A 26,891-nucleotide genomic window follows, 5' to 3' on the forward strand; every position below is an offset into this window, starting at 1 on the left:
CTTGCTGGACTCAGCCCAGCAACCGGACATCGCCGACCCATAGCTGACGCCAGCGGGCCGTCTTTTCATCCGCAGACAGGGTCTGCGGTGATGCGGGAACGGATGCGGCGAACGCGTCGCGTGCGTCCAGGCAGGCGGTGTTCACAGCCGCATATCCGCGTTCACCGTCCTCATGCAGCACGCCCACCAGCACGCCGCACTCGCCACACAGCAGGAACTGCGCAGCCAGGGAGCCCTGCCGGTACCGGCGAAGGCGATCGGCCTGCGCGCGAATGACCAGCTGCCCGGCGGGATCGGATATCCATGCGGCGCCGTGTGCGCGGCAGAAGCCGCAGTCGCACGCGCGCGGCGATGTCGTCTCCGGTGTCAGGGCGGTGGAGAAGGCGAGAGTGATCGCGCCGCAATGACAGCCGCCTTCAAGCGTGGGATGTCCCGCGATCATGGGCGTGGATCAGCCTTCGTCCGGACGCCAGGCCGGGGGCGTCTCGTTGGTCACATCCTGCGCGCGGGCACGTACGGCCTCCAGCGGCCGGATCTCCAGCGTCAGGCCGTAGACGAGGCAGGGATTTTCCGCCGCGATCCTTGCGGCGTGGTCCAGAGAATCGGCGACGATGAACCAGTAGCCGCCCACGAGTTCTTTCGCCTCAGCGAACGGTCCGTCGGTGACTCCATCGCGCGATACCAGTTTGCCGCGGTTTTCCAACCGGCTGCCGGGCTTGAGCACGCCCTCCGCCACGCCACGCTCATACCACGCGTAGAAACGGTCGATGGCGTCCTGCACGTCTTCTTTCGATGCGGTTTCGTCCCACTGGCCGCGGGAGATGAGGAGGTAGTCGGACTGGGGCATGGTCGATGAACTCTGTCGGGTGCGAGATGGAGTGGAATGCGTGGCATACGCCGGGAGAAGACGGTGCGGCAACACGGACCTAGTCGCTTGGATGCATGTCCCTCAGCAGCGCCACTTTCTGCTTGCGGACGTCCGGACCCTTTTCGTCGAAAACATCGCGTCAGCGATCATGGACGTTGAGCGACATGCTTTGCCTGTCCTGTAGCGAAGGCAGCGCGGGGGCGGGTTGATGGCAGAGCCACCAGGCGAAGAACGGTCCGACCAGCGGAACGACGGCCAGCACCGTGAGCGCCGTCTTCTCGAACCCGGGGAGCCGAGTACGCGAGATCCTCACCAACAGGACCACGGCGACCCGTTCCGAGATGACGATCAACCAGGTGGTGCCTGTCATGTCATCCCGCCTCCCGATAGATCCACACACCCAACGCGATCATCGCGACCCAGAACAGCAGGCCGGTCAGCGCCGCTGCGGCCTCGCCAGGCGCATGTCTTGGGCGAAGCATGCGCAGGATCAGCGCCCCGGTGCCGCGCAGCAGCCATTCGACCACGATTTCGAACACGATCCGTGCGATGAGGCGGAACACGCCGCCCAACGCCTCGCCTGCGATATCCCCCAACGGCATGAACGAACTCCTCTCCGGTAGCGGAATCAGGCGTGTTGCCGCGCTGCCTGCAGCACGAACGCCCACAGGCCAAGTACGGCGAGAAAGTTCAACGTGAACACGACGCCGCGCAGGCGGACGTTCGCTGTCAGTATCTGCACGCCACTGTGCAGCAGGCGGCCACCGACGAAGAGCCAGGCCAGCGCGACAGCGGTGCGGCTGGTGCCGAGCAGCATCAGCAGCACGCACGCCACGTGGAAGAACTGCGACCACTCGAACTGGTTGGAGAGGTTGGCGCTGATGCGGGGTTCCATCGTCGCGAAGGGATTGCCGCCGTCGGCGCGCCGGCCGATGCCCCAGATCGCGGGTGCACGCGCGACCGTCAGCAGCCCGTACAGCAACGCCGCGAGCGTGACGTGCGCCGTCATCGGCAGCAGCAGGGTCGTGTCCATGGCCATGGTCCCTTACACCGGCATGGTGGACAGGTACGCCGCGCCGAGGGCGGCGCACAGTCCCAGCAGGATGATGAAGCCGAAGCGCAGCCGGAACGGGATGGATGGCTTCCCATACCGTTGTTCGGCTTGCCGCCGGTCCAATCGCCAGCCGTGGTTGCACGCCGGACAAGCGAGCTGGTAGCGCCTGCCATAGACGAAGCCGAACAGCAGGTCGAACTGGCCGTACTTGTACGCGAGCTGCGGCTCGAAATCGCGCATCTCATCGCAGTGGGGACAGTGCTGCGGTTCCGGCTCGCCCACCGACACGGTGCGCTCACCCTGGCCGATCATGAACATCATGCGTGCGGTTCCCTTGCGGCATGCCCATTCCCCATGGACAGCGCGATTCTGTGACCGCGCCGTAGCGCCGTCAAACAGCTGCCTGTCCGCAGGCTCAGCCCGCCTCCGCGAACGCCGGCCGGGTCAGGTTGTCGGCGTCGCCCCCGGTGCACAGCACTTCGTCCTCGATGCGGATGCCGCCATAGGGGCGGAAGGCATCCACGCGCGCCCAGTCCACGCTGCGGGCATGGCCGTTCTTCTTCACCTCGTCCAGCAGCAGGTCGATGAAGTAGAGGCCCGGTTCGATGGTCACCACCATGCCCGGCTCCAGTACGCGGGTCATGCGCAGGTAGGGATGGCCGGCGGGGCGTTCGATGCGGCCACCGCGGTCGCTGGCGGCGAAGCCGGCCACGTCGTGCACCTGCAGGCCGATGGGATGGCCCAGGCCGTGCGGGAAGAACGCCGCGCTCACGCCGGTGGCCACGGCGGCTTCCGGTGACACGGTGATCACGCCGAAGTCCTTCAGGATGCCCATCAGGGTGAGGTGCGCATCCACGTGCAGGTGTTTGTAGTCCACGCCGCTGCGCACGCCGGCGCACATCGCCTGCTGCGCGGCGTCCACCGCATCGATCATCGCCTGGAACTCGATGCCGGTGTCGTAGGCGTAGGTGCGGGTGATGTCGCTGGCATAGCCGTGGAAACTTGCGCCGGCATCGATCAGGAAGCTGCGCAACGGGTCGGGCGCGACGCGCTGCAGTTCGGTGTAGTGCAGCACGGCCGCATGTTCGTTCAGGCCGATGATGTTGCCGTAGGGCAGGTCGTTCGCGTCCTGGCCCACTGCGGTGCAGTAGGCCATATGGATGCCGAACTCGCTCTGGCCCGCGCGGAACGCCGCCTCGGCGGCGCGATGGCCGCGCACGGCCAGGCGCTGCGCCTGGCGCATCAGGGTGATCTCGTACGGCGTCTTGTAGGAGCGCTGGTACTCCAGGTACTGGATGACCGGCTCGGGATTGTTCGGTGCGTAATGCGGGCCAGGCGCTGCGCCCAGCGCGCTCTGCGGCTCGCCAAGGATCGCGCTGCGCGCGGCGGGCGGCAGCAGGGCGAGCGCTTCGTCCGGCTTGCGGATGATGTGGATGTTGAAGTGGTCTACCCACCAGCCGCTAGGTGCGTCCGGTACCACATGCCAGTAGTCGAACGGCTGGTAGAAGATCACCTTCGGGCGTTCACCCGGCGTGTACACCAGCCAGCTGTAAGGCAGGCGCGTCAACGGCAGCCAGGCCTTGAACTGCGGGTTGACCGCGTACGGATAGTCGCGGTCGTCGAAGACCTGCCAGTGCTGCGTGCCGCTGGGCACGACCAAGTGGTCGAAGCCGCCCCGCGCCAGCGCCTCGTCGGCACGCCGCTTCATCGTCGCCAGGTGGTCGGCGTACAGCGGGACGAGGTCGGTGTCGAAGGAGGCGGGGGCGTTCATGGCGGCGGCTCGTACGGAAGAGCCGCCATTTTGCCGTATCCGGCCCGCGCAGGCCGTGGCGTGGGTCCTTACTCGGCCTCGGGCCCGGCATTGACCCAGTGGCGCAGGCGCTCCAATGGCTCGCGGTCGATGGTCAGGAAGCGCAGGCCGGCGAAGGCCTGCCCGGGCGTATTGGCCTGCGCGGACCACAGCAGGTGTGCGCCCACGTCGATCGGCACGTCCTGGCCACGTTCATCGCGCAGGTGGAAGCGCAACTGGTACAGCGCATCGTCCACCACCGGTTCGGTGGCGACCAGCAGCATGCCCGACTCGGAGAGGTTGCCCAGGCGGCCGATGACCTGTTCGGTCATCAGGTCGAACACGGGAACGGACTTGGGCACGCTGCGTCGGCGGGCACGGCGGAACTCGCGCATCATGCGGCGTCTCCTGCGGCTTCGGTTTCGCCGCGGCGGCCAGTGAGGCTGCGCAGCGCGCTGAGGGTGGCGTTCCATGCACGGTCGATCAGGCGGCCGCGGTCTTCGGTGACCACCTGCGCCTGGCCCTTGGCCATCAGGTGCGCGAGCGTGTCCAGCGAGTGCTCGCCCACGCGCTGGCCACGCTGGTTGACGAACAGCGCATTGCCGGTGACCGGGCTGAACCACGACAGGCGCTGCCGCTGCAGGTCGCCCTGCTGGTTGCGGGTGAACTCGAACCACGTGCCGAACGGCAGCGTGCGCAGGTAGTCGTAGCACTCCTGTTCCTGCGGCGTGCGCGGCTGCGCCGGCTTCTTCTTGACCTCGCCCTGGCCACCCAGCCGCGCACGTGCCTTGAGGCGCGCGGTCAGCTCGGTGCGCGACGTGGTTTCATCCTCCTCGGCACTCGACAGGCGGCGCGCGATCGCGGCCGCTTCGTCTTCGTGGTAGCCCACCTGCACCAGCGATTTCTCGATCTTGTCGGCCAGCGCGGGGCTCGGTTCCTGCGAGGTGGTGGTGGCGGCGACGATCTCCAGCGTGGTCTGCAGCTGGTCGGTCCACTCGGTGGACGATTCGCCGTTGCGCAGCTGCGTGAGCGTGAGCACGTCGGCCCAGGCCTGGCTGAGCAGAGCCTGCACGAACTTCTGTGGCTTGGCCTCGGCCATCGCGGATTCGATGGTCTCCGCGGCACGCTGCTTGGCGACTTCCAGCCGGTCCTTGCCGCGTGCGGCCTCGATCTGCCGGCGCTCGGCCAGTTCGGCCTTGCGCGCGGCGGCCTGCAGGTGCTGCTGGACATCGCGGTTGGCGTCCTCGAAGACGGCTTCGTCGCCTTCGTAGGTCTCGACCACCGCCTCGACCGCGCGATGCAGTTTCTGCACCAACTGCGGATCCACGTCCTCGTCGCCCAGCCAAGTGGCGCCGGATTCGGCCACCGTGTTGAGCAGGTCGCGCGCCGGGTGCTGTGCGCGCAGGAAGAAGTTGCGGTCGCGCAAGGCGGCCTGCACGACCGGAACCTGCAGCCGTACCAGCATGTCGGCGGCGGGTGCATCGTGCTGCACCTCGCGCTCGATCTCGTTGTAGAGCAGGTCCAGCAGCTCGAAGGTGTCCGAATCCGCGCTGGCCAGGGTGGCGTTGGGGCCGTGCTTGGCACGCACTTCGGCCAGCATGGCCTGCTGCAGGTCGGCCACGGTGCGGCGCGGCTGGTCGGGCGTACGCGGTGGAAGCGGTGCCGTCTGTAGAGCCTGCAACGTGCTCAACACATCGGGCGTGGGCAGCAGCCGGTGGGTCGGTGTGGTCGCGCCGGTAGCATCGCCCGTCGGGGCGCTGCCCTGGCCGCCGCCCTGGTCACTGCCTTCTCCGGTGCCAGTGCCCCCTCCCGGGCCAGCCTGTCCTTCGTGGCCACCCAGGCCGCCGAGGCCACCACCGCTTCCGTATCCGCCGGAGGTGGCGAGGGCATGGGCATCGGCCTGCAGGCCGCCGCGCCGGATGGCGAGCAGCTTCTGCAGCACTTCGAACGAACCTGCGGTGTTGTCCGCCGCCGGTGTTTCCGCTGCGGCCGGTGTTGCGGCGGCGCTCGACGGTGCCGGCGGCGATGACCCGCCGTGGCCCGGTTCGGGAGCTTTGCCGTCGGTCATGGCACCGGCGACAGCCTGCAGCTGGTCCGGCGTCAACGTGGCCCAGTGCGAAGCACCGGCCTGGCTCTGCCAGGCGGTCATCGGGCGTGGTTCAGCGCTGCCCTCGTCGAGCGGGTGCCGCCGGATCGTGTCCTGCACGCGGCCCCGGCGCGGCATGTAGACCAGCCCCGGCAGGATGCCCTCGCGCGACAGGAACTGGTTCACCGTGCCGGCCCACTCGCTGTAGTTCAGCATCACCTTGTTGTCGAAGGTGCGGTAAAGCACCAGCTGCGCATCCAGCGACAGCTCCAGGCACGTCGCGGCGTCCTTCAGCACGTGGCAGAGGCGGTTCGGCCCGAGCGGCAGAGTGTCCGCTTCGTAGGCGGGAGAGCGGGCGAGGACGCCGAAACGCTGGCCCAGCATCAGGATCTGCGCGTTGCCACGCTGCTCATGCCGCCGCGCGACTTCGCGCAGCACGATCTCCTGGTCCATCACCGCATCTTCCACCAGCGTCAGTGTCTGGTAGTCAAGGCGGGGCGCCGTCGACGCATTCGCTTCGGCGCGCGGCGCGCGGAGGCCCGCCAGTTCGCCTTCCAGGCCGAACATGTAATGCGGGACCAGTTCGGTGCGGTGCTTCTGCAGGGCGCGCAGGTCGACGAAGATCTGTGTCTGCAGGTGGTTGCTGCGGGCATGCTCCGCCTGCTTGAACAGCTGCTGCTCGAACTCCACCAGCATTGCATTCAACGCGGTGATGAAGTCCGGCGAAATATGGTCGAACAGGTTCTGCAGCACGCGGCGCACGCGCGGCGGCAGCGCGGCCGATGCGATGGTGGTCGGCGCGGCGGCAGGCGAAGGAGATCGTGGCGCGGTCATCGGTGCAGTGGACTCCCCTGTAGCCCCATCATTATCACACCCGGCGTTGCCTGCGCATCCATCCGTCGCCACGCGGAGAGGACGTGGGCTTCAGGCGTCGAGGAACAGTTCGATCACGTCGTTGGTGAACCGGCGGCCCAGGGCCGTGGGCCGCACGTGGGTGTCGGACAGGTCGAGCCAGCCATTCCGCCGGGCCTGTTCCAGCGCCGCCTCGATCGTTGCCACGGGCAGTCCGGTGGTGGCGGTGAAATCCGCCAGCGCAAAGCCTTCCTGCAGTCGCAGCGCATTGAGCATGAACTCGAACGGGCGGCGCTCCGGCGTGATGTCGTCATCGCCGCCGATGGCCTGCGGCGTGCCAGCGGTCCCCAGGTAGCTCGTGGGGTGCTTCACCTTCCAGCGGCGCAGGATCTGCGCGGTGGCGCCCACGGTGATCTTGCCGTGTGCGCCGGCGCCGACGCCGATGTAATCGCCGTAACGCCAGTAATTCATGTTGTGCGCGCAACGGCGGCCGGGCTGCGCGTAGGCGCTGACTTCGTAGTGGCCATAGCCGGCAGCGGCAAGCAGTGCCTGGCAGTGTTCCTGCATGTCCCAGGCGTCGTCGTCGTCGGGTATGCCCTGGGGCGGCCGCGAGAAGAACACCGTGTTCGGCTCCAGCGTCAGCTGGTAGTGGGAGATGTGCGCGGGTCGCAGCGCGAAGGCGCGTTGCAGGTCATGTTCGGCCATGGCCAGGGTCTGGCCGGGCAGGGCGTACATCAGGTCGAGGTTGATATTGTCGAAGCCGGCATCCTGCGCCAGCTTCACGGCCTGCTCGGCCTCGCGGCTGTCGTGGATGCGGCCGAGCTTCTCCAGGCTCCCGTCGTCGAAGCTCTGGATGCCGAAGCTGATGCGGTTCACGCCGGCCGCGCGGTAGCTCTCGAAACGGCCATGCTCGGCGGTGCCCGGATTGGTCTCCAGCGTCACTTCCAGCCCCGGTGCGAAGCGCAACCGGCTGCTGGCGGCCTGCAGGAAGCGGTCGATGGCCTCCGGCGGGAACAGGCTGGGCGTGCCGCCACCGAAAAAGACGCTGTGCACCGTGCGCCCCCAGACCAGCGGCAGGTCGTGGTCCAGATCGCGCAGCAGTGCGTCGACATAGGCGTCGAACGGCAGCTCGCCCTTGCCCTGGTGCGAGTTGAAATCGCAGTAAGGGCACTTGCGCACGCACCACGGCATGTGGACGTACAGCGACAGGGGAGGCGGGATCAGCATGGGTCTATTGTAGGAGCGGGCTTCATGCCCCGCATGGGGTACATGCCCGAGACGTTTCGTGCATGGACGCAGGGGAGCACATCGCGCCCATTTGCCCCGATGGCGCATGAATACGCCGATGGGGCAAAAAGGGTGCGCCTACAGGATCGTCCGCAGCCGCTGCTTCAATCCGGCCAGCGCCTTGCCGCGATGGCTGATGTGATTCTTCTCGTCCAGCGGCATTTCGGCTGCCGACTGGCCGAAATGGGGGTCGAAGAACACCGGGTCATAGCCATGTCCGCCGGTGCCGCGGCGCTCATGCAGGATGCGGCCCTGCCACTCGCCTTCGACGATCAGCGGTTGCGGATCGTGCGCATGGCGCAGCAGCACCAGGACGCAATAGAAGTGCGCGCCACGCTGTTCGCCGGGCGTGTCCTTCAATGCGTCCAGCAACTTGTCGATGTTGCGGTCGGCATGGCCGTGCTCGCCGGCGTAGCGTGCCGAATACAGGCCGGGCGCACCGTTCAGCGCGTCCACGCAGATGCCGGAATCATCGGCCAGTGCGGGCAGCCCGGTCTGCAGGCTGGCATGGCGCGCCTTGATCAGTGCGTTCTCGATGAACGTGGCGCCGGTTTCGTCGGCATCCTCCACGCCCAGGTCGGACTGTGCGATCAGTTCGATGCCGGTGTCGGCCAGCAGGCTGCGCAGTTCTTCCAGCTTGCCGTGGTTGGAGGAGGCGAGAACGAGCTTCATGTCGGATCAGTCCTTGGGTTGCAGCAGGTCCCAGCGGTTGCCGTACGCATCGCGGAACACGGCGACGGTGGCGTAACTTTCCTCGCGCGGGGTTTCGAGGAACTCGATGCCGGCGGCCACCATGCGCGTGTGATCGCGCCAGAAGTCGTCGGTCTGCAGGAAGAAACCCACGCGCCCGCCGGTCTGGTCGCCGATGCGCGCGCGCTGTTCGTCGGTGCTGGCCAACGCCAGCAGCAGGCCGGTTTCGGTGCTGCCCGGCGGGGCGACATGCACCCAGCGCTTGCGGCCCTGATCCGTGTCCTCACGCAGTTCGAAGCCCAGCGCGCCACAGTAGTGCGCGATGGCACGGTCGTAGTCGTCGACCAGCAGGGTGATCAGGCTGAGGATCTGTGGCATATCGGCATTCGAGTGAGGCGGTTGTGGGAGCGACGCAAGTCGCGATTGGCCTACCGGTAAAGCTTCATCGCGACTGACGTCGCTCCCACAGCGGACCTCAGCCCGCCAGCGCCGCCCGCTGCGCGGCGAACAGCTCGCCGATGCCCTTCTCGCCCAAGGCGAGCAGCGCATCCAATTCATCGCGACGGAACGCATGGCCTTCGGCCGTGCCCTGCAGCTCGATGAAGCCGCCGCCGTCGTTCATCACCAGGTTCATGTCGGTGTCGCAGTCGCTGTCCTCGGCATAATCCAGGTCCAGCACCGGCACGCCGCGGTAGATGCCCACCGAAACCGCGGCGACCGCGCCATGGATCGGGTCGCGCGCGCCTTTGATCTCATTGCGCGCCTTCAGCCAGTTCACCGCGTCCACCAATGCCACGTACGCGCCGGTGATGGCGGCGGTGCGGGTGCCGCCGTCGGCTTGCAGGACGTCGCAATCCAGGGTGATGGTGCGTTCACCCAATGCGCCACGGTCAACGCAGGCGCGCAGGGTGCGGCCGATCAGGCGCTGGATTTCCAGCGTGCGCCCGCCCTGCTTGCCGCGCGAGGCCTCGCGGTCGCTGCGGGTGTGGGTGGAGCGCGGCAGCATGCCGTATTCGGCGGTCACCCAGCCTTCGCCCTTGCCGCGCAGGAAGCCCGGCACCTTGTTTTCCACCGTCGCGGTGCACAGCACGCGGGTGTGGCCGAAGCTGACCAGTACCGAACCTTCCGCATGACGGGTGTAGTTGCGCAGGATGCTGACGTCACGCATCTGGTCGGGGAGGCGGGTGCTGGGACGGGAGAAGGACATGGGGGCATCCGCGATGAGGGGGGCGAAGTCTAGCAGTCCGTGCCATTCGGGCAGGTTGGACCCGCCGCGCCCGGTCCGCGCCACGCGGGCTGCTAAGATGCGCCGCTCACTGGTCCGATGGGCACCTGCATGATCCGCAGCATGACGGCGTTCGCCACTGCCGAGCGCGCCACCGAGGGCGGCTCGCTCGCCGCCGAACTGCGCGCGGTCAACCACCGTTTCCTGGAACTGGGTGTCCGCCTGCCGGACGAACTGCGCGTGCTCGAACCGGCGCTGCGCGAACGGGTGGCCTCGCGCGTCTCGCGCGGCAAGCTGGACCTGACGCTGCGCCTGCGGGCGCCGGAGGGCGGGGGTGCCCTGCAGATCAATCCCGGCGTCATCGCACAGCTGTCAGAGCTCGCGCTGGAACTGTCCTCGCGCCTGCCCAACCTGCGCACCGATCTGACCGACCTGCTGCAGTTCCCCGGCGTGCTGCAGAGCAAGGGCGTGGACATGGACGTGCTGCAGGCCGAGGCCCTGACCTTGCTGGACGCCGTGCTGGACCAGTTCGTCGCGGCGCGCGAACGCGAGGGCGGCAAGCTGGTGGCGGCGATCCTGGAGCGCGTGGATGGCATTGCCGCGCTGGCGGCCGAGGTACGGACCCTGATCCCGCAGATCCGCGCCGGCCAGCGGCAGAAGCTGGAACTGCGCCTGGCCGACGTGGCTCAGAACATGGAGCAGGGCCGGCTGGAGCAGGAACTTGTGCTGTGGTTGCAGAAGCTCGACGTGGACGAGGAACTCGACCGCCTCGACAGCCACATCAAGGAGATCCGCCGCGTCTTCACCCAGAAGGAACCGCAGGGGCGGCGGCTGGACTTCCTGTTGCAGGAATTCAACCGTGAAGCGAACACCCTCGGCTCCAAGTCGGTCGACGTCCGCACCACCAACATCGCCGTGGAGTTGAAGGTGCTGATCGACCAGATCCGCGAACAGGCGCAGAACATCGAATGAAGCGCGGAACCCTCTACATCGTCGCGGCCCCCTCCGGGGCGGGCAAGAGCAGCATCGTCAACGCCGTGCTGGCGCGGGACGAGGATATCGCGCTGTCGATCTCGTTCACTTCGCGTGGCGCGCGTCCAGGCGAACGGCATGCGCAGCACTACCACTTCATCAGCGCCGACGAGTTCAAGGCGATGATCCGCGCAGGCGACTTCTTCGAGTACGCCGAGGTGCATGGCGACTGGAAGGGCACCGCGCGCCAGTCGGTGGAGCCGCAGCTCGCGGCAGGCAAGGACGTGCTGCTGGAAATCGACTGGCAGGGCGCCCGCCAGGTGCGCGAGAAGGTGCCGGACGCGGTCAGTGTGTTCATCCTGCCGCCATCGCGCGACGCGCTGGAACAGCGCATGCGTGCGCGCGGACAGGACAGCGAGGAGGTCATCCGGCGCCGGCTGGCTGCCGCCCGCGAGGAGATGTCGCACTACGCGGAATTCGACTACGTGATCGTCAATGATGTGTTCGAGACCGCCGTCGAGCAGATGCACGCCATCTTCACCGCCAGCCGGCTGCGCCGGGAGGCCCAGGATGTTCGGCACGCCGGCCTGATTGCCACCCTTCTGGCCGAATAGCGGTCCAGCTGCAGGAGGGGCTTCAGCCCCGACTGCAAGGCAATGGTGTTCGTTGGCCGCTGGTCCGAGCGGAAGTCCTTGTACAGGGGTTGGCTTCTAACTAGCTGATTTTCAAGGAAAGGCTTGCATTGCCAGGGCCGCCCGCCTACAATCGCCGCCCTTTCCCCATTCACTGGGCGGCCAACAGGCTGCCGGGAGCCCGCATGGCCCGCATCACCGTTGAAGATTGCCTGGAAGTCGTCGATAACCGTTTCGACCTGGTCACGATGGCGGCCAAGCGCGCCCGCCAGTTGGCGAACGGTGTCGAGCCGACCATCGACAACAGCGAACACCAGGACAAACCGACCGTGCTGGCGCTGCGTGAGATCGCCGCCCGCAGGATCGACAACGACCTGATCGACCGCGTCGAGAAGGCAGAGCGCGAGCGCGCCGAGCGCGAAGCGCTGGAATGGGCCGCCGCCGAAGTGGTCGCCGACGACGACCTGTCCAAGGGCGACGACTGAGATCGATCCCGCCCCGGATTTCCATCGAAACCGGCGATGACCAGAAAGCCCGCGCAAGCGGGCTTTCTGCGTTCCTGGCAGGCGTGCATCAGGCAGGCGCGTGCGTTGCCGTTGCGACGTGACTGGCATAGGCTGGCGGCATGAGTTCAGGTCGCATCGCCAAGGCAGTCCGTAACCCCGCTTCGCCGCGCGACGAAACGGTGCCGGAGTACGTCACGCAGTTCGAGAAGACCGCGCATTACCTGCCCAAGGACCAGCTGCCGTTGCTGCGACGCGCATGGGAAGTCGGCGCCGCCGCGCATGTCGGGCAGACCCGCAAGTCGGGCGAGCCCTACATCACCCATCCGGTGGCGGTGGCAGGCGTGCTGGCCGAACTGGGCATGGACGCGGAAACGCTGATCGCGGCCATCCTGCACGACACCATCGAGGACACGCCGCTGACCGGTGCGGAGATCGCGGCCGAGTTCGGCGAGTCGGTCGCCGAGCTGGTGGAAGGCGTCACCAAGCTGGACAAGCTGAAGTTCCGCGACCGTCAGGAAGCGGCGGCCGAGAGCTTCCGCAAGATGCTGCTGGCCATGTCGCGCGACCTTCGCGTGATCATGATCAAGCTGGCCGACCGCCTGCACAACATGCGGACCCTCGGCGCGCAGAGTGCCGAGGCGCGTGGCCGCATCGCGCGCGAGACCCTGGAGATCTACGCGCCCATCGCCCAGCGGCTGGGCATGAACCTGGTCAAGTCCGAACTGCAGGACCTCGGGTTCCGCGCGCTGCATCCGTGGCGGCACGCCGTGATCGAGAAGCACATCCGCAGCCAGCCGGTGATGCGCCGCGAATCGATGGCCCAGATCGAGGCGCATCTGTCGCAGCGGCTGGCGAAGGAAGGCCTCGAGCATCGTCTTGTCAGCCGGGTCAAGACGCCTTGGAGCATCTACAACAAGATGCAGGGCGAAGGAAAAAGCTTCGACCAGGTGATGGACGTGTTCGGGTTCCGCGTCGTGGTCGATTCGGTGCCGTCGTGCTATCACGCGCTTGGCGCGGTGCATGCGCAGTACAAGCCGTTGGATGGACGCTTCCGCGACTTCATCGCCATCCCCAAGGCCAACGGATACCAGTCGCTGCACACGGTGCTGTTCGGACCCTACGGCTCGCCGATCGAAGTGCAGATCCGCACCACCGAGATGGACCTGATCGCCGAGCGCGGCATCGCGGCGCACTGGACCTACAAGTTCGGCACCGACACGCCCAACAGCGCGCAGAACCGCGCGCATGCGTGGATCGTCGAGCTGATCGACAACCAGCATGCGGCCGGCTCGTCACTGGAGTTCCTGGAGAACGTCAAGGTCGACCTGTTCCCGGACGAGGTCTACCTGTTCACGCCGAAGGGCAAGATCCTGTCGCTGCCGCGCAATTCCACCGCGCTGGATTTCGCCTATGCCGTGCACACGGACGTGGGCAACCAGGCCGTGGCCTCGCGCGTGGACAAGAAGCTGGTGCCGCTGCGCACCAAGCTTGCCAGCGGGCAGAGCGTGGAGATCATCACCGCCAAGTCCGCCGCACCCAAGCCGCAGTGGCTGGAGTTCGTGGTCACCAGCAAGGCGCGGACCGCAATCCGGCATCAGCTCAAGCAACTGGAGCACGAGGATGCCGTGCAACTGGGCCACCGCATGCTGGACCGTGCGCTGGAGGACCTGGACAGTTCGCTCGAGCGGCTGCCGCAGCAGCGTCTTGAAGCCTTCCTCACCGAGCACAAGTATCCGCGCCTGGAAGCCTTCCTGGCGGACGTGGCACTCGGCAACTGGATGCCGGCGCAGGCGGCGCAGGCGCTGACCGCGTTCGCCGAGCTGCGCGCCGGCGGCCACTCCAAGCACTCGCAGGAAAAGATACTGATCACCGGCGGCGAGCGCGGCGTGGTCAGCTTCGCGCAGTGCTGCCAACCCATCCCGGGCGACGAGATCATGGGGTACCACACGGCCGGCAAGGGCATCGTGGTGCACCGGCTGGATTGCCCCAATGTCACCGAGTTCCGCAAGTCGCCGGAACGCTGGGTGCCGATCGCCTGGGATGCGCGCGTCACCGGCGACTACGACGCCGCCCTGCTGATCGACGTGGAGAATCGTCCCGGCGTGCTGGCGCAGGTCGCCGCGGCGGTCGCCAAGAGCCAGTCGAACATCGAGCGCGTGGAATACCTGGAGCGCGACATCAACGTCGCCGTGCTGCGCTTCTCGATCCAGGTCCGCGACCGCAACCACCTCGCGGAAGTGATGCGGCGGCTGCGGCGCCTCAACGTCGTGCACGGCGTGCGCCGGCAGTGATGTAGGGCGGGCCCAGGCCCGCCGTCGTGACGCCCATGTTCGCAATGGCGGCGATCTGCTTGGGTTGTCTGTTTCCATCAATGCGAAGGTGATCGGGTCGCGCGCGATGGCGGGCCTGGGCCCGCCCTACGTAGAATCGGCTATCCACTGAGGAGTCGCCCATGACCAAACAGATCATCCACACCGATCACGCCCCCGCTGCCATCGGTCCGTATTCGCAGGCCGTGCGCGCGGGCAGTACCGTGTACTTCTCCGGGCAGATTCCGCTGGATCCGGCCACCGGCAACCTGGTGGAAGGCGACATCGGCGCGCAGGCCCGCCGTGCTTTCGACAACCTCAAGGCGGTCGCCGAAGCGGCGGGCGGCTCGCTGGACCGCATCGTGCGGCTTGGCCTGTACCTGACCGACCTGTCGCAGTTCGCGGCGGTCAATGCGGCAATGCAGGAGTATTTCGCCGCGCCTTACCCCGCGCGCTCGACGATCGAAGTCTCCGGCCTGCCGAAGGGCGCCGCTTTCGAAGTCGATGCGGTGATGGTGCTGGAGTGAGCGTGGAGACCCCGTAGCGCCGCGCTTGCCCGGCACCGGATGCCATCTGACAGGGGGTAGCGCGAGAGCGAAAGGCGGCGGAGCAAGCCCCCCTCTATGTGGGGCGTCGTCGCGTGTCGCTGGGTGTGTGCCCGGTCCAGCGCTTGAACGCGCGGCGGAACTCCCGCACGTCGTTGAATCCTATCTGGCTGCCGACGGTGGCGATGGTCGTTTCTTCGTCATGCAGCAGCTCCAGCGCGCGTTCCGTGCGCACGCGGTCGTGCACCGCGCTGAAGCTGGTGCCTTCCTCGGCGAGCTGGCGGCGCAGCGTGCGTTCGCTCAGGTGCAGCGCAGTGGCCACGTCGGTCATCTGCGGGTTCTCGCGCAGGCGCGGGCGCAACTGCCGCTCCACCGCCGCCGTGGTCTCGCCACGCAACGACATCGCCGTCAGCTGTGCCTGGCACAACGCGAGCGCCTGTCGTGACGTCACCGGGTTGTAGCTGGCGAACGGCAGTTCCAGCCAGCGACGGTCCACCACCATGGCGTGCCGCGGCTGGTTGAAACGGACTTCGCAGCCGAACAGGTCGTCGTAGCGGGCAGCGTAGCGCGGTGCCGGATAGCCCAGTTCCAACCGCAGCGGACGGAATTCCGGGCCCGCCAGCTCGCGTGCCAGCATCAGCGTGCTGGCGAACATTTCCTCGCAAAGGAACGGCAGCAGATCGGTGGCCTCCTCCGGCGCCGTCGCGATCACGGCCAATGCACCTTCATCGCGATCTTCCAGTTCCAGGTCCATCAGCGGCCCCAGGTTGCGCTGGTACTCGAGGCCGATCTGTACCGCATCGCCGAACGTGGGCGCGGTCTTCATCGCCAGCCCGAGCAGGCCGAAGTTGCCGCCGTTCTGCTTTCCACCCATGGCCAGGCCGACTCCATCGATGGGCAAGGTGGGCAAGGCGCGGCGGATGATCTCGCTGGCCTGGCGGTAGGACACGCGCGCCTGCGGGTCGTGGATCTCCTGCACGTTCAAGCGCATGCCGGCGAACCAACTCTCGGCATTCACGCCGAATTCGCCGGCCAGCAGCACCAGCCCGCAAAGCATGTTGGTGGGCAGATTGGCGATCGACAGGGGATTGCCCAGTCCGGTTTTCCAGCGCATCGAAGCCCCTCCAGCTTGTCCGCTTTCCCCCCCTTAGTATGCCGCTCCCGCCCTCCGTGTCACACATGTTCGCCCACCAGACTGGCCTGCACTACGCAGGCGTATGGGAGGGGAGACTCATGCAACGCAACATTTCCTTGGCGATGGCCGGCGCATTGGCGTTGCTGGCCGTGGGCTGCCAGCCCCCGACATCCGGGACCGACACGGTCGCGGCCGCCGATGCAGGTTTCGCCTCCACCCTGCAGGAGCGCCTGCTGGATGCCAAGCCGGGCGATGTCATCGAGATTCCGGCCGGCCGCCACAGCTTCGACCGCAGCCTCAGCCTGCGTGCCGATGGTGTGACGATCCGGGGCGCCGGCATGGACAAGAGCGTGCTGAGCTTCAAGGGGCAGAAGGCGGGCGCGGAAGGCCTGCTGGTGAACGGCAACGACTTCACCATAGAGAACCTCACCATCGAGGATTCCAAAGGCGACGGCTTGAAGATCAGCGAGTCCGCGAACATCACCATCCGGGGCGTTAAAGTGCAGTGGACCGGTGGGCCGAGCACCAAGAACGGCGCCTACGGCATCTACCCGGTGCTGACGAAGAACGTGCTGATCGAGGACACGGTGTCCATCGGCGCGTCCGATGCGGGGATCTACGTGGGCCAGTCCGACGGAGTGATCGTACGCAGAAGCCGCGCCGAACAGAACGTCGCCGGCATCGAGGTCGAGAACACGATCAACGCGGACGTCTACGAGAACGTGGCCACTGGCAACACCGGCGGCATCCTGGTGTTCAACATGCCGGGCCTGTCCCAGCAGGGCGGCAACATCCGCGTGTACAACAACAAGGTTATCGCCAACAACCACGAGAACTTCGGCGCCAAGGGCACGCCGGTCGCCAGCGTGCCGGCGGGCTCGGGCATCGTCATCAACTCCAACGACGACATCGAAGTCTTCGCCAACGAGATCCGCGACAACGCGACGGCCAACATCATCGTGTCCAGCGTGTATTCCACCGGATACAAGGACAGCAGCGCCTCGCCGAACTTCGATCCTTATCCCGAGCGCATCTTCATCCATGGCAACACGCTGTCCGGCGGCGGGGATTCGCCCGACGGCTTCGACCTCAAGGCGCTGAAGGTGGCGGTCTACGGCCTGCGCGGCAGCTTTCCCGACGTACTCTGGGACGGCTACTTCAACAAGGATCGCCTGGTGGACGGCAAGAAGATCGGTCCGCAGATCTGCCTGCGCGATGTCAGCGGCGTGGTGAATGCCGACGGGCCCGGTGGTTACAAGAGCCCCGGCAAGGACATGAAGGCGCACGATTGCGAACTGCCGCGGCTGCCGGCGGTCGATCTGAAGCGCGGTTGAGGACGACGCATGCGGCATTGGTGCACGGCGTTCCTCCTGCTGCTGGCAGTGAGCCTGGTGCTGGTGGCCTGCCAGCCTGCATCCCGTGTGCATTTCATTGCCGAAGGGCAGCCGGCAACCCTGGCGGAGTGGGGCGTATTGCGGGTGGAAGACGGTTGGTTGCGGCTCAATGAGGGCGTGGTGCCCTATGACCTCAACACGCCGTTGTTCAGCGACTACGCGCACAAGCTGCGCACCGTCTGGATGCCGGTAGGCACGGTGGCCACCTATCAGCCGGACCGGAGTTTCGACTTTCCGGTGGGCACGATCCTCAGCAAGACCTTCTACTACCCGCTGCCCGCGGGCAAGGCATGGGATGGGAAATCAGTTGCGCGTACGCCGCCGTCATCGTCTTTGCTCGAAGGCGAAGCGCTGGACCTGGCGAAGGTCCGCCTGATCGAAACGCGCCTGCTGGTGCACCGTGCGGAAGGCTGGGTCGCGCTCCCCTACGTGTGGAACGACGCCCAGACCGAGGCCACGCTGAAGCGCACAGGCGAACTGGTCACGCTTGACCTGGTCGATGCACAGGGCGCCCGCGAAGCCGCGAACTACCAGGTGCCCGACCAGAACCAGTGCGGCGGCTGCCACATCACCGACAACAAGTCGCGCAAACTGCTGCCGATCGGGCTGAAGGCGCGCCACCTCAATCGCGACTTCGAGTATGCGGCCGGTCGCGACAACCAGTTGGCGCACCTCGCGCGCGTCGGCTATCTGAGTGGCGTGCCCGCGCAACCGCCGCGGCTGGCGGATGCGGCCGATGCCCGTGCTTCCCTCGACGCGCGTGCACGCGCCTATCTCGACATCAACTGCGGGCATTGCCACAGCGCCACCGGTCCGGCCATCACTTCCGGCCTGTGGCTGGATGCGGGCACGCAGGACCGCCTGAAGCTGGGCTTCTGCAAGCAGCCCATCGCCGCGGGCAAGGGCACCGGCGACCGGATGCACGACATCGTGCCGGGTCGCGCGGAAGCGTCCATCTTCGATTTCCGCATGGACAGCAAGGATCCCGCGATCATGATGCCGGAGCTGGGCCGGTCGGTCGTCCATCGCGAGGGTGTCGAACTGATCCGCGCGTGGATCAATGCGCAGCCGGGAAGCTGCGATGCAGCGAATGAAACAGACATACAACCGCCGCCGGCCGTCTGAAGCCGGTATCCGCACAACGCTTCTCGGGAGGGAGTGATGAAAGTGATGCAACGGAATCTGGTCGTGGGGCTGCGTCGCGCGCTGTTCGGCGGTTGCGTGGTGCTGGGTACGGGCGGCACGGCCTGGGCGCAGGCCACGCCCCAGGGTGAGCAGCAGGCGACCGACCTGGACACCATCACCGTGACCGCGCAGAGCCGTTCGCAGGAGCTCCAGGACGTGCCGATCGCACTGCAGGTAGTGGATCAGCAACTGCTCGACGACGTGGCGGCCGAGAACCTCGGCGACATCGATGCGTTCGTGCCTGGCCTGGTGGTGGATGCCGTGCAGCCCACTCAACCATCGTTCCGCCTGCGTGGCGTGGAGACCAGCGACTTCGGCATCGGGACCGATCCGGCGGTCGGGATATTCGTGGATGGCGTGTACGGCGGCCGCGGCGGTGGCGTGCTGCTGCCGTTCCTCGATGTCGAGCGCATCGAGGTATTGAAAGGCCCGCAAGGCACGCTGTTCGGCCGCAACACGGCGGCGGGTGCGATTTCGCTGGTGACGCGCCGGCCGCAGGACGAAACCGAGGCGCGCCTGCGGTTGCGGTTGGGGAACTACGGCAAGCAGTACGCCGATGCGATGTGGAACATCCCCACCAGCGAGACCTCCGCGCTGCGCGTCAACGCGTTGTTCAACCATAGCGATGGCTGGTTCCAGGACGGCGCCACCGGTAAGGACCTCGGGGGAGAGAATGTGTGGGCGGCGCGCGCAGCCTGGCAGGTCCGCATGGGCGAGAACACCACCGCGCTGGTCAGCTGGGACCACGAGAGCCTGGACCAGAACGGCCGGGTGACCACCGGGATCGTGCCGTTGCCGGCCTACCCGCAGCGCCCCCCGGTACCCGTGGATCCGGACGACTACCTCGATCCGCGCGAGGTTCCGACCTACAGCGATGCGGAGAACGCCGAGTGGCGCACGTTCGACGGCGTCACCCTGATCGTCGACCACGCGTTCACCTGGGGCAACCTGACCTCGACCTCGTCTTGGCGGCAGTACGATTCGCTGAACCAGACCGAGGAGGACGGCACCAACCGGGCCGACCTGTACATCGATTCGGTCAACACCGAAAGCAACGAGACGTTCTACCAGGAGTTCAAGTTCGCCGGCAGCAACGCGCGCCTGGATTGGGTGGCCGGTGCCAGCTTCTTCAAGGAGGATGCCGACCAGACCAGCGAGGTCAATACGAATACCGAGGCGGTGGACAATATCGTGCGAAACCTTGGCATCGCGCCGACGCCGGATGGCAGCCTGTTCGGATTCACCTCGTTCCTGGCGCAGAGCGTGGGTATCCCGGTCTCGCTGGTGGGCGACCGCTGGAACGAGCGTTTCACCAATACGTTGTCGACCACCGCATACGCGGCCTTCGGTGACGTGATCTGGCGCGCCTCCGACAAGCTCAACCTGACTTTCGGCCTGCGCTACACGCGCGACGAGAAGGACTTCACCTGGCTCAACACGCCGCGCAATGCACCCGAGCTGGAAGGCAAGCTGGATCTGCTGGAGTCGCTCGGGTTCTTCGCTGCGCTGGAGCAGATGGGAATTCCGATCACGCGTGAACTGCTGACCTTCGACATGGCTTTCATCGATCCGCCGGCCATGGTGAACAAGGGCGTGCTGGTGCGCGACAAGCGCAGCTGGAGCGATGTCAGTCCGCGCTTCGTCGTGGACTACCACGTCAATGACAGGACGATGGTGTTCGGTTCGCTGGCCAAGGGCTACAAGGCCGGCGGCTTCAATGCGCTGCAGATCGGTCCTGCGTTCGAGAACGAGGATGTATGGAACCTGGAGGCCGGCATCAAGCAGTCCTTCGGCCGCTTTTCGTACAACGCATCGCTGTTCCATTATCGCTACGACAACCGCCAGTCGATCCGGTTGATCGATCCCGATCCGAACAACCCGGTCGACATCCCGCGCTTCGTGTTCGATACGGGCGACCTCGAGGCGACCGGCATCGACTTCGACATGCGCTGGAAGGTAACGGATGCATTCTCGCTGGATGCGCAGGCCGAATGGATCGATTCCAAGTACAAGGACTACGTGACGCCCGAAGGCATCGACCTGGATGGCGAACCGACCGGTGAGCCGCGGTTTACTGCCTCGATCGGCGCGGCGTACCGCGTGGAACTTGCCGGACACGGCGATCTGCGCTTCTCCGCACGCCATGCCTACCGCGGGCGCAGCCGCTGCAATGCCGGGTCGGACCTGCAGGGCGACTGCGGCGTCAATGCGCTGCTCGACATCGGCGAGGCGCGCGACCGCACCGACATGCGGATCGGCTGGACGGCTCCGAACGGCCATTGGAGCTGGGCGATCTATGGCAACAACGTGTTCGACAACCAGTACGTGAAAGGCTTGAACACCTACGGGCGCGGACCGCTGGGCGTGGTGGGTGCCACCATCAGCGAACCGCGCACCTACGGCATGGAAGTGGTCGTGAAGTTCTGAGCCGCGCGGAGACGCGCTGGACGTGGGCCCCGGCATCGCGAGGTGCCGGGGTTTTTGTTTCGGGCCGTTCCCGGCATCCTTGTGCGATGCCTGCACGTCGCGACACGCCGCCCATCGAACTTTCCGCCGAACCGCTGAGTCGCCTGCCAGGCGTAGGTCCGCGCGTGGCGGAGAAGCTCGCCGCCCGCGGCCTGCTGACCATGCAGGACCTGTGGCTGCACCTGCCGCTGCGCTACGAAGACCGCACCGCGCTCACGCCGATCAGGCAACTGCAGCCTGGCGTGCCTGCACAGGTCGAAGGGCGGGTCGAGGCCGTCGAGCGCGGTTTCCGGTACCGGCCCGTGCTGCGCGTGGCCGTGGGCGATGAATCGCATGGCACGCTGGTGTTGCGTTTCTTCCATTTCCGCGCCGCCCAGGTCGCACAGTTCACCGTGGGTACGCGCATCCGCTGCTACGGCACGCCGAAGCCGGGGCAGCATGGGCTGGAGATCGTCCATCCCAGTTACCGCATGTTGGGCGACGATGATGAAGCGGCCCTGGGCGAGGCGCTGGATCCGGTCTATCCCGCGATCGAGGGGCTGGGGCCTGCGAGCATCCGCAAGCTGGTCGGCCAGGCGCTGGAGCGGCTACCGGAAGATGACCGCCTGGAACTGCTGCCGGCCTCCCTGCTGGACGGGTTGGGCCTGCCTTCGCTGCGGCAGGCTCTGCTGACCATGCATCGTCCGCCCCGCGATGCGGATGTCGCTGCACTCGCACTGGGCACGCACCCCGCGCAGCGCCGGCTGGCGATCGAAGAACTGCTGGCCCACCACCTGAGCCTGCGTCGGCAACGACTCGCGTTGCAGCAGCACCGCGCGCCCGCGCTGAAGGGGAAGGGGGCCCTGGTGAAGGCGCTGGTCAAGGCGTTGCCGTTCACGTTGACAGGGGCGCAGCAACGCGTGTTCGCGCAGATCCGCGAGGACATCGCCAAGCCGTCGCCGATGCTGCGGCTGGTGCAGGGTGATGTCGGCAGCGGCAAGACGGTGGTGGCCGCGCTGGCGGGCATGCTCGCAGTCGAAGCCGGCAAGCAGGTGGCGCTGGCGGCCCCGACCGAGTTGTTGGCCGAGCAGCACCTCGTCAACCTGCGCGCGTGGCTCGAGCCCCTGGGCGTGCGCGTGGCGTGGCTGGCCGGCAAGGTCACCGGCAAGGCGCGCGCGACCGTACTGGCACAGGTGGCGTCGGGCGAAGCGCAGGTGGTGGTCGGTACCCACGCGCTGATGCAGGAGGCGGTGACGTTCCACGATCTCGGCCTTGCCATCGTCGACGAGCAACATCGTTTCGGTGTGCACCAGCGATTGGCACTGCGCGACAAGGGGGCGGGGAGCGAACGCGTGCCGCACCAGTTGGTCATGACCGCCACGCCGATTCCACGCACGCTGGCGATGGCGGCCTATGCGGACCTGGACGTGTCGGCCATCGACGAGCTGCCGCCGGGTCGCACGCCCGTGCAGACGGTCGCGCTGAGCGCGGAGCGCCGGCCGGATCTGGTCGAACGCATCCGCACCGCCTGTGCGGAAGGGCGGCAGGCGTACTGGGTCTGCACCTTGATCGACGACAGCGACGAGGTGGTCGCGCAGGCGGCGCAGACGACGTTCGAAGCCCTCTCCGCATCATTGTCGGAAGCCCGTGTGGCACTGGTGCACGGGCGCATGAAGGCGGCCGACAAGCAGGGCACGATGCGCCGCTTCAAACAGGGTGAGGTCGACCTGCTGGTGGCGACCACGGTGATCGAAGTCGGTGTGGACGTGCCCAATGCCTCGCTGATGATCATCGAGAACGCGGAGCGGTTGGGGCTGGCCCAGTTGCACCAGCTGCGTGGGCGGGTCGGCCGTGGCGCCACCGCGTCGACCTGCGTGCTGATGTACCAGCCTCCGCTGTCGATGATGGCCAAGCATCGGCTGGCGACGATGCGGGAAACCAATGATGGCTTCGTCATCGCCGAGAAGGATCTGGAGCTGCGTGGCCCGGGCGAACTGCTCGGTACGCGACAGACGGGACTGGCGGCCTTCCGAGTCGCCGACCTGGCGCGGGATGCGGCCCTGCTGCCACAGGTACATGCGCTGGCTGAGCGATTGCTCGCGGACGATCCTGTGGCCGCGGATTGCGTGATCCAGCGCTGGGTCGGCGGCGCGGCGCGGTACGCGTCCGCGTAGGTCGTCTCTTGTAGGAGGGGCTTCAGCCCCGATGCCTTTCGATCAGGCTTCAATTGGCTGACCGAAGAACCTCGGGCTGAAGCCCCTCCTACATGACACGCATGCTTCCATGGCACCGCCTGCGGTGCGAGACTCGGCGGCCGAGAAGACGAAGAGAAGAAGATGACGGACAGGATTCCCTTGTTGATCGACACCGATCCCGGCGTCGACGATGCGTTGGCATTGCTGATGGCGTTCAACGATGCGCGCCACGACATCGTCGGCTTGACCATCGCGGCCGGCAACGTGGGCCTGCAGCACACCGTGCGCAATGCGCTGAAGCTGTGCGAAGTCGCGGGTCGCGATGACATTCCCGTGTTCGCCGGCGCGCCCGCGCCGCTGCTGCATCCATCGCCGGATGCGGGCTATGTGCACGGGCAGGATGGCTTCGGCGATGTCGGCTACCCGTCGGCCGCGCGCCAGGCGGAAGCCGAACACGCGGCGCTGGCGATCCTGCGCCTGTCGCACGAGCACGCCGGCCGGCTGGTGCTGGTCGCACTGGGGCCGCTGACCAACATCGCGCTCGCGCTCAAGCTGGACCCGACGCTGCCCCGGCGGATCGCACGCTTCGTGGTGATGGGGGGCGCGGTGACCTGCCACGGCAACATCACGCCGGCTGCCGAGTTCAATTTCTACTTCGATCCGGAGGCGGCGCACTTGGTGCTCGAGGCGTTCGAGCGCTACGACCTGGCCGACTGGGAGGCGACCATCGCCCACGGTCTCCATCATGAGCGGGTGGCGGACTGGCTGCGGGCCGATGCCGACCGCGCCCGCTTCTACGACCGCATCTCCGAGAAGACCCGCCTGTGGTCCGCCGATCGCCGTGGCGACCACTGGTACGCGGCCGACGCCCTGGCCATGGCCTTTGTGCTCGCGCCCGAAGGTGCGCTGGAACTGGCCGAACGACCGCTGGCCATCGAGCTGACGGGTGCCCACGCCCGTGGCGCATCCATCGTGGACTGGCGCCGGGAAGGCGGCCGGCCGGACAGCGCCAACATCCTGCTGCGCTACGACCAGGATCGGTTCGAGGCGTTGATCCAGGCCGCGCTGGCGGCGGCCTGACGCGCGGGTTGCGCCGGACCGGGAGGGCGGTCTACAATGCCGCTCTTCCATTCCCGCTACACGGTGTGCCCGCCATGAAGGCCGACATCCATCCCAATTACCGCGAAGTCGTCTTCCACGACGTGACCTCCGATTTCAAGTTCCTGACCCGCTCCACGCTGGGCAGCAAGGAAACGACGAAGTGGGAAGACGGCAACGACTACCCGCTGATCAAGGTCGAAATCTCCTCGGCTTCGCACCCGTTCTACACGGGCAAGCACAAGGTCATCGACACCAGCGGCCGCATCGACAAGTTCCAGAAGCGCTACGCGCGCTGATCGAATCGTTGTTCGCCTGATCCGCCTGCGGCCGCGCCTAGTGCGCGGCCGTTCGCGTTTGCGCGCCACCAGTGTGGGCCTCGCCGGAACAATGGGTTGCGCTCGCGACCTTATTCTTTGGTCTGACTTTGGTGCGCTATCGAGCGACGGCTCCAAATGCACTGTGCGATAATTCAGCTCATCCAAGGTTCATTCCCTGGACTCCCGTCACGCGCCGACCGGACCTCCGGCGGCGTTACCCCACGAAGGAGCGCACACTGTGTCCGAACTTGACCAGGTCACGCTGAATGCCGGCGACAAATCCGTCGTCCTGCCAGTCCTGAAGCCCACGCTTGGCAACGACTGCGTCGATGTGTCCAAGCTGACCAAGGAAACGGGTCTTTTCACCTACGACTCCGGTTTCACCGCCACCGCCAGTTGCAAGTCGGCCATCACCTACATCGATGGCGACAATGGCGTGCTGCTGTACCGCGGCTACCCCATCGAGCAACTGGCGCAGCATTCCAGCTTCCTGGAAGTGTCGTACCTGCTGATGAACGGTGAACTGCCGACCAAGGAAGAGTTCGCCGGTTTCGAGCACGAAGTCACGCATCACACGATGATGCATGAGTCGCTGAAGAACTTCCTGCACGGTTTCCACTACGACGCGCACCCGATGGCCATGCTGGCCGGCACGGTCGCCTCGCTGTCGGCGTTCTACCACGACACCCTGGACCTGGAAGATCCCGAGCAGCGCCGCCTTGCCGCCATCCGCCTGCTGGCGAAGATGCCGACCCTGGCCGCCGCGGCCTACCGCTATTCGATCGGCTGGCCGATCCGCTATCCGCGCAACAACCTCGAGTACGTCGACCGCTTCCTGCACATGATGTTCGAAGTGCCGAGCGAGCCGCTGGAACTCAATCCGGTGGTCGCCAAGGCGCTGGACCTGTTGTTCATCCTGCACGCGGACCACGAGCAGAATGCATCGACCTCGACCGTGCGCCTGGTCGGTTCGACCGGTGCGAATCCGTACGCCTCGGTTGCCGCCGGCATCACGGCGTTGTGGGGCCCCGCGCATGGCGGCGCCAACGAGGCCGTGCTGAAGATGCTGGAGGAGATCGGCGATGCGAAGAACGTCGCTTCCGCCGTCGCCAAGGCCAAGGACAAGGAATCGGGTTTCCGCCTGATGGGCTTCGGCCACCGGGTGTACAAGAACTTCGATCCGCGCGCCAAGATCATTCGCGAGATGACCCACAAGGTGCTGGGCGAACTGGGCGTGGACGATCCGCTGCTGGAAGTGGCGATGAGGCTGGAAGAGGCGGCGCTGAAGGACGAGTACTTCATCCAGCGCAAGCTGTACCCCAACGTCGATTTCTACAGCGGCATCATCTACAAGGCGCTGAAGATCCCGACCGAGATGTTCACCGTCATGTTCGCCATCGGCCGCACCGCTGGCTGGGTGTCGCACTGGCTGGAACAGCAGGTCGATCCGGAAGCCAAGATCGGCCGTCCGCGCCAGATCTACACCGGCTACGCGCCGCGCGACTACGTGTCGCCCGACAAGCGCTGAGGGCCTGCAAGTCGAATGACAAGAAAAAGAATCCCCGCCACTGCGGGGATTCTTCTATCCGCCATATTCAGTACGGGCGATGGCGCTCAGGTGCCCACGTCCTCTGAGTAGGTACGTTCTGCATACTGAATCTCGATACCCGGCTTCAACGCACAGGTGAAATTCGGATTGCGCATCCTTCCGCCTGCAGTTGTCGAGTTCCAACTGAATGACTGAAAGCCGCCCGGCTGGATGGTCAGGGTCAGGGGCATGGAAAGCTGGTTGTTTGTTGCGCCGTAGGCGTAGCCGGGGCGCGCAGTGCAGCTTACGGATTGCGGTGCCGTCGCGGTGTTGCGAACCTTCAGGCTGATGTAGCTGGCGCCCCCGTTTTCACTGTCCGCATACCAAGTGCCGGCCAACGAGCAGATTGCGTACACGGTGCTGGTACCTGCATTGCGCATGCCTGTGGCCGAGTAGCGTATTTCATTGGTTGGAACGAACGGTTGGCAGAGGCCCGCGGCCATCTGTACTTCGCCCCGAGTGGAAGTGGCGGCTGTTGCGTTCAACGCGAGAAGAAGAGGACTGCAGAACGTCAGAGCGATGGTCGTGCGGAGGAAGAAACGCATCTTCATGATCATTTTTCCCTTGTGGTTGCTGTGCATTGCGATGGTTGAGTGACAGTCGGTGCAGCTGCGCTCAAGCAACAAGCTTTCAGCGGCCCGAATCGAACCGCCGGCTGTCCATGTGCGTGGAGTGTCCCGTCCACATTCCGCTTCTACGCAGATTTTGAAGGCGGC

General features: G+C 66.4%; 27 protein-coding genes. 12 read left to right on the forward strand and 15 right to left on the reverse strand.

What is annotated here, in order from left to right; genetic code table 11:
- Nucleotides 1-10 precede the first annotated feature (10 nt).
- From FB548_RS14940 to rph, 13 genes are all read right to left on the reverse strand, one after another.
- Nucleotides 11-442 carry an aldehyde-activating protein gene (locus FB548_RS14940; protein ID WP_142125597.1) on the reverse strand — a complete coding sequence of 144 codons (432 nt, stop codon included), beginning with the start codon at nucleotides 440-442 and terminating at the stop codon, nucleotides 11-13.
- Between the two features lie 9 nt (nucleotides 443-451).
- Nucleotides 452-847, reverse strand: coding sequence for a YciI family protein (locus FB548_RS14945; protein WP_142125598.1), 396 nt, complete (start codon nucleotides 845-847; stop codon nucleotides 452-454).
- Between the two features lie 160 nt (nucleotides 848-1,007).
- Nucleotides 1,008-1,238 carry a hypothetical protein gene (locus tag FB548_RS14950; protein ID WP_142125599.1) on the reverse strand — a complete coding sequence of 77 codons (231 nt, stop codon included), beginning with the start codon at nucleotides 1,236-1,238 and terminating at the stop codon, nucleotides 1,008-1,010.
- A 1-nt stretch (nucleotide 1,239) separates the two neighbouring features.
- Complete coding sequence (locus tag FB548_RS14955; protein ID WP_142125600.1) at nucleotides 1,240-1,470, reverse strand: hypothetical protein; 231 nt, start codon at nucleotides 1,468-1,470, stop codon at nucleotides 1,240-1,242.
- Between the two features lie 26 nt (nucleotides 1,471-1,496).
- Complete coding sequence (locus FB548_RS14960) at nucleotides 1,497-1,901, reverse strand: MAPEG family protein (protein WP_142125601.1); 405 nt, start codon at nucleotides 1,899-1,901, stop codon at nucleotides 1,497-1,499.
- A gap of 12 nt (nucleotides 1,902-1,913) precedes the next feature.
- Nucleotides 1,914-2,243: a hypothetical protein gene (locus FB548_RS14965; protein WP_255470579.1), complete on the reverse strand. Its 330-nt coding sequence runs from the start codon at nucleotides 2,241-2,243 to the stop codon at nucleotides 1,914-1,916.
- A gap of 94 nt (nucleotides 2,244-2,337) precedes the next feature.
- A complete protein-coding gene (gene pepQ / locus FB548_RS14970) occupies nucleotides 2,338-3,693 on the reverse strand; it encodes a Xaa-Pro dipeptidase (protein WP_142125602.1) in 1,356 nt (451 codons plus the stop codon).
- Nucleotides 3,694-3,761: 68 nt separating this feature from the next.
- Nucleotides 3,762-4,109: a PilZ domain-containing protein gene (locus FB548_RS14975; protein WP_142125603.1), complete on the reverse strand. Its 348-nt coding sequence runs from the start codon at nucleotides 4,107-4,109 to the stop codon at nucleotides 3,762-3,764.
- On the reverse strand, nucleotides 4,106-6,631 hold the full coding sequence (locus tag FB548_RS14980; RefSeq protein ID WP_142125604.1) for a DUF1631 domain-containing protein: 2,526 nt from the start codon (nucleotides 6,629-6,631) through the stop codon (nucleotides 4,106-4,108). The genes FB548_RS14975 and FB548_RS14980 overlap by 4 nt, the downstream gene beginning before the upstream one ends.
- Before the next feature lie 90 nt (nucleotides 6,632-6,721).
- On the reverse strand, nucleotides 6,722-7,876 hold the full coding sequence (gene hemW, locus FB548_RS14985; RefSeq protein WP_142125605.1) for a radical SAM family heme chaperone HemW: 1,155 nt from the start codon (nucleotides 7,874-7,876) through the stop codon (nucleotides 6,722-6,724).
- A gap of 138 nt (nucleotides 7,877-8,014) precedes the next feature.
- Nucleotides 8,015-8,608: an RdgB/HAM1 family non-canonical purine NTP pyrophosphatase gene (gene rdgB / locus FB548_RS14990; RefSeq protein WP_142125606.1), complete on the reverse strand. Its 594-nt coding sequence runs from the start codon at nucleotides 8,606-8,608 to the stop codon at nucleotides 8,015-8,017.
- A gap of 6 nt (nucleotides 8,609-8,614) precedes the next feature.
- Complete coding sequence (locus tag FB548_RS14995) at nucleotides 8,615-9,004, reverse strand: VOC family protein (protein ID WP_142125607.1); 390 nt, start codon at nucleotides 9,002-9,004, stop codon at nucleotides 8,615-8,617.
- Nucleotides 9,005-9,101: 97 nt separating this feature from the next.
- Complete coding sequence (rph, locus tag FB548_RS15000; RefSeq protein WP_142125608.1) at nucleotides 9,102-9,833, reverse strand: ribonuclease PH; 732 nt, start codon at nucleotides 9,831-9,833, stop codon at nucleotides 9,102-9,104.
- A gap of 129 nt (nucleotides 9,834-9,962) precedes the next feature.
- Here rph and FB548_RS15005 point away from each other — a divergent pair, with 129 nt between their 5' ends.
- The 5 genes from FB548_RS15005 to FB548_RS15025 all read left to right on the forward strand — a co-directional run bounded on the left by FB548_RS15005 (nucleotide 9,963) and on the right by FB548_RS15025 (nucleotide 14,797).
- Nucleotides 9,963-10,823 (forward strand): YicC/YloC family endoribonuclease, encoded by an 861-nt coding sequence (locus FB548_RS15005; protein ID WP_142125609.1) that lies wholly within the window; start codon nucleotides 9,963-9,965, stop codon nucleotides 10,821-10,823.
- Entirely contained in the window at nucleotides 10,820-11,437 is a 618-nt protein-coding gene (gene gmk, locus FB548_RS15010) for a guanylate kinase (protein ID WP_142125610.1), read from the forward strand. The genes FB548_RS15005 and gmk overlap by 4 nt, the downstream gene beginning before the upstream one ends.
- Before the next feature lie 203 nt (nucleotides 11,438-11,640).
- A complete protein-coding gene (gene rpoZ, locus FB548_RS15015; protein WP_142125611.1) occupies nucleotides 11,641-11,940 on the forward strand; it encodes a DNA-directed RNA polymerase subunit omega in 300 nt (99 codons plus the stop codon).
- A 140-nt stretch (nucleotides 11,941-12,080) separates the two neighbouring features.
- A complete protein-coding gene (locus FB548_RS15020) occupies nucleotides 12,081-14,252 on the forward strand; it encodes a bifunctional (p)ppGpp synthetase/guanosine-3',5'-bis(diphosphate) 3'-pyrophosphohydrolase (protein ID WP_142125612.1) in 2,172 nt (723 codons plus the stop codon).
- 161 nt (nucleotides 14,253-14,413) lie between these two features.
- A complete protein-coding gene (locus FB548_RS15025; RefSeq protein WP_142125613.1) occupies nucleotides 14,414-14,797 on the forward strand; it encodes a RidA family protein in 384 nt (127 codons plus the stop codon).
- A 94-nt stretch (nucleotides 14,798-14,891) separates the two neighbouring features.
- On the opposite strand, the gene FB548_RS15030 is transcribed toward FB548_RS15025, so the two are convergent.
- A complete protein-coding gene (locus tag FB548_RS15030) occupies nucleotides 14,892-15,929 on the reverse strand; it encodes an AraC family transcriptional regulator (protein ID WP_221625978.1) in 1,038 nt (345 codons plus the stop codon).
- Between the two features lie 119 nt (nucleotides 15,930-16,048).
- On the opposite strand from FB548_RS15030, the gene FB548_RS15035 reads away from it, so the two are divergent.
- From FB548_RS15035 to FB548_RS15065, 7 genes are all read left to right on the forward strand, one after another.
- Nucleotides 16,049-17,284 carry a parallel beta-helix domain-containing protein gene (locus FB548_RS15035; protein ID WP_255470580.1) on the forward strand — a complete coding sequence of 412 codons (1,236 nt, stop codon included), beginning with the start codon at nucleotides 16,049-16,051 and terminating at the stop codon, nucleotides 17,282-17,284.
- A gap of 9 nt (nucleotides 17,285-17,293) precedes the next feature.
- Entirely contained in the window at nucleotides 17,294-18,469 is a 1,176-nt protein-coding gene (locus FB548_RS15040; protein ID WP_142125614.1) for an SO2930 family diheme c-type cytochrome, read from the forward strand.
- Between the two features lie 36 nt (nucleotides 18,470-18,505).
- Nucleotides 18,506-20,956: a TonB-dependent receptor gene (locus FB548_RS15045; RefSeq protein ID WP_142125615.1), complete on the forward strand. Its 2,451-nt coding sequence runs from the start codon at nucleotides 18,506-18,508 to the stop codon at nucleotides 20,954-20,956.
- A gap of 86 nt (nucleotides 20,957-21,042) precedes the next feature.
- Nucleotides 21,043-23,148, forward strand: a complete 2,106-nt coding sequence (gene recG, locus FB548_RS15050) for an ATP-dependent DNA helicase RecG (protein ID WP_142125616.1) — start codon at nucleotides 21,043-21,045, stop codon at nucleotides 23,146-23,148.
- 162 nt (nucleotides 23,149-23,310) lie between these two features.
- Nucleotides 23,311-24,249, forward strand: coding sequence for a nucleoside hydrolase (locus FB548_RS15055; protein ID WP_142125617.1), 939 nt, complete (start codon nucleotides 23,311-23,313; stop codon nucleotides 24,247-24,249).
- 74 nt (nucleotides 24,250-24,323) lie between these two features.
- Entirely contained in the window at nucleotides 24,324-24,566 is a 243-nt protein-coding gene (locus FB548_RS15060) for a type B 50S ribosomal protein L31 (RefSeq protein WP_055940095.1), read from the forward strand.
- Nucleotides 24,567-24,825: 259 nt separating this feature from the next.
- The gene (locus FB548_RS15065; protein WP_142125618.1) at nucleotides 24,826-26,115 is read left to right on the forward strand and encodes a citrate synthase; all 1,290 of its coding nucleotides are present in this window, start codon (nucleotides 24,826-24,828) and stop codon (nucleotides 26,113-26,115) included.
- 86 nt (nucleotides 26,116-26,201) lie between these two features.
- Here the strand turns inward: FB548_RS15065 and FB548_RS15070 are convergent, their stop codons facing one another.
- Nucleotides 26,202-26,726, reverse strand: coding sequence for a hypothetical protein (locus FB548_RS15070; RefSeq protein WP_142125619.1), 525 nt, complete (start codon nucleotides 26,724-26,726; stop codon nucleotides 26,202-26,204).
- Nucleotides 26,727-26,891 lie beyond the last annotated feature (165 nt).

The sequence above is a fragment of the Pseudoxanthomonas sp. 3HH-4 genome (assembly GCF_006716465.1).
Classification (GTDB): Bacteria; Pseudomonadota; Gammaproteobacteria; order Xanthomonadales; family Xanthomonadaceae; genus Pseudoxanthomonas_A.

Excerpts from the sequence above, each read along its gene's own strand:
- FB548_RS14980 (WP_142125604.1), bottom strand. The coding sequence starts at position 6,631 with ATGACCGCGCCACGATCTCCTTCGCCTGCCGCCGCGCCGACCACCATC.
- FB548_RS14965 (WP_255470579.1), bottom strand. The coding sequence starts at position 2,243 with ATGATGTTCATGATCGGCCAGGGTGAGCGCACCGTGTCGGTGGGCGAG.
- FB548_RS14995 (WP_142125607.1), bottom strand. The coding sequence starts at position 9,004 with ATGCCACAGATCCTCAGCCTGATCACCCTGCTGGTCGACGACTACGAC.
- recG (WP_142125616.1), top strand. The coding sequence starts at position 21,043 with ATGCCTGCACGTCGCGACACGCCGCCCATCGAACTTTCCGCCGAACCG.
- FB548_RS14975 (WP_142125603.1), bottom strand. The coding sequence starts at position 4,109 with ATGATGCGCGAGTTCCGCCGTGCCCGCCGACGCAGCGTGCCCAAGTCC.
- gmk (WP_142125610.1), top strand. The coding sequence starts at position 10,820 with ATGAAGCGCGGAACCCTCTACATCGTCGCGGCCCCCTCCGGGGCGGGC.
- FB548_RS15035 (WP_255470580.1), top strand. The coding sequence starts at position 16,049 with ATGCAACGCAACATTTCCTTGGCGATGGCCGGCGCATTGGCGTTGCTG.
- FB548_RS15055 (WP_142125617.1), top strand. The coding sequence starts at position 23,311 with ATGACGGACAGGATTCCCTTGTTGATCGACACCGATCCCGGCGTCGAC.
- pepQ (WP_142125602.1), bottom strand. The coding sequence starts at position 3,693 with ATGAACGCCCCCGCCTCCTTCGACACCGACCTCGTCCCGCTGTACGCC.
- hemW (WP_142125605.1), bottom strand. The coding sequence starts at position 7,876 with ATGCTGATCCCGCCTCCCCTGTCGCTGTACGTCCACATGCCGTGGTGC.
- FB548_RS14960 (WP_142125601.1), bottom strand. The coding sequence starts at position 1,901 with ATGGACACGACCCTGCTGCTGCCGATGACGGCGCACGTCACGCTCGCG.
- FB548_RS15025 (WP_142125613.1), top strand. The coding sequence starts at position 14,414 with ATGACCAAACAGATCATCCACACCGATCACGCCCCCGCTGCCATCGGT.
- FB548_RS14950 (WP_142125599.1), bottom strand. The coding sequence starts at position 1,238 with ATGACAGGCACCACCTGGTTGATCGTCATCTCGGAACGGGTCGCCGTG.
- FB548_RS15060 (WP_055940095.1), top strand. The coding sequence starts at position 24,324 with ATGAAGGCCGACATCCATCCCAATTACCGCGAAGTCGTCTTCCACGAC.
- FB548_RS15045 (WP_142125615.1), top strand. The coding sequence starts at position 18,506 with ATGAAAGTGATGCAACGGAATCTGGTCGTGGGGCTGCGTCGCGCGCTG.
- FB548_RS15005 (WP_142125609.1), top strand. The coding sequence starts at position 9,963 with ATGATCCGCAGCATGACGGCGTTCGCCACTGCCGAGCGCGCCACCGAG.
- FB548_RS15020 (WP_142125612.1), top strand. The coding sequence starts at position 12,081 with ATGAGTTCAGGTCGCATCGCCAAGGCAGTCCGTAACCCCGCTTCGCCG.
- FB548_RS14945 (WP_142125598.1), bottom strand. The coding sequence starts at position 847 with ATGCCCCAGTCCGACTACCTCCTCATCTCCCGCGGCCAGTGGGACGAA.
- rph (WP_142125608.1), bottom strand. The coding sequence starts at position 9,833 with ATGTCCTTCTCCCGTCCCAGCACCCGCCTCCCCGACCAGATGCGTGAC.
- rdgB (WP_142125606.1), bottom strand. The coding sequence starts at position 8,608 with ATGAAGCTCGTTCTCGCCTCCTCCAACCACGGCAAGCTGGAAGAACTG.
- FB548_RS14955 (WP_142125600.1), bottom strand. The coding sequence starts at position 1,470 with ATGCCGTTGGGGGATATCGCAGGCGAGGCGTTGGGCGGCGTGTTCCGC.
- FB548_RS14940 (WP_142125597.1), bottom strand. The coding sequence starts at position 442 with ATGATCGCGGGACATCCCACGCTTGAAGGCGGCTGTCATTGCGGCGCG.
- FB548_RS15040 (WP_142125614.1), top strand. The coding sequence starts at position 17,294 with ATGCGGCATTGGTGCACGGCGTTCCTCCTGCTGCTGGCAGTGAGCCTG.
- FB548_RS15070 (WP_142125619.1), bottom strand. The coding sequence starts at position 26,726 with ATGAAGATGCGTTTCTTCCTCCGCACGACCATCGCTCTGACGTTCTGC.
- FB548_RS15030 (WP_221625978.1), bottom strand. The coding sequence starts at position 15,929 with ATGCGCTGGAAAACCGGACTGGGCAATCCCCTGTCGATCGCCAATCTG.
- rpoZ (WP_142125611.1), top strand. The coding sequence starts at position 11,641 with ATGGCCCGCATCACCGTTGAAGATTGCCTGGAAGTCGTCGATAACCGT.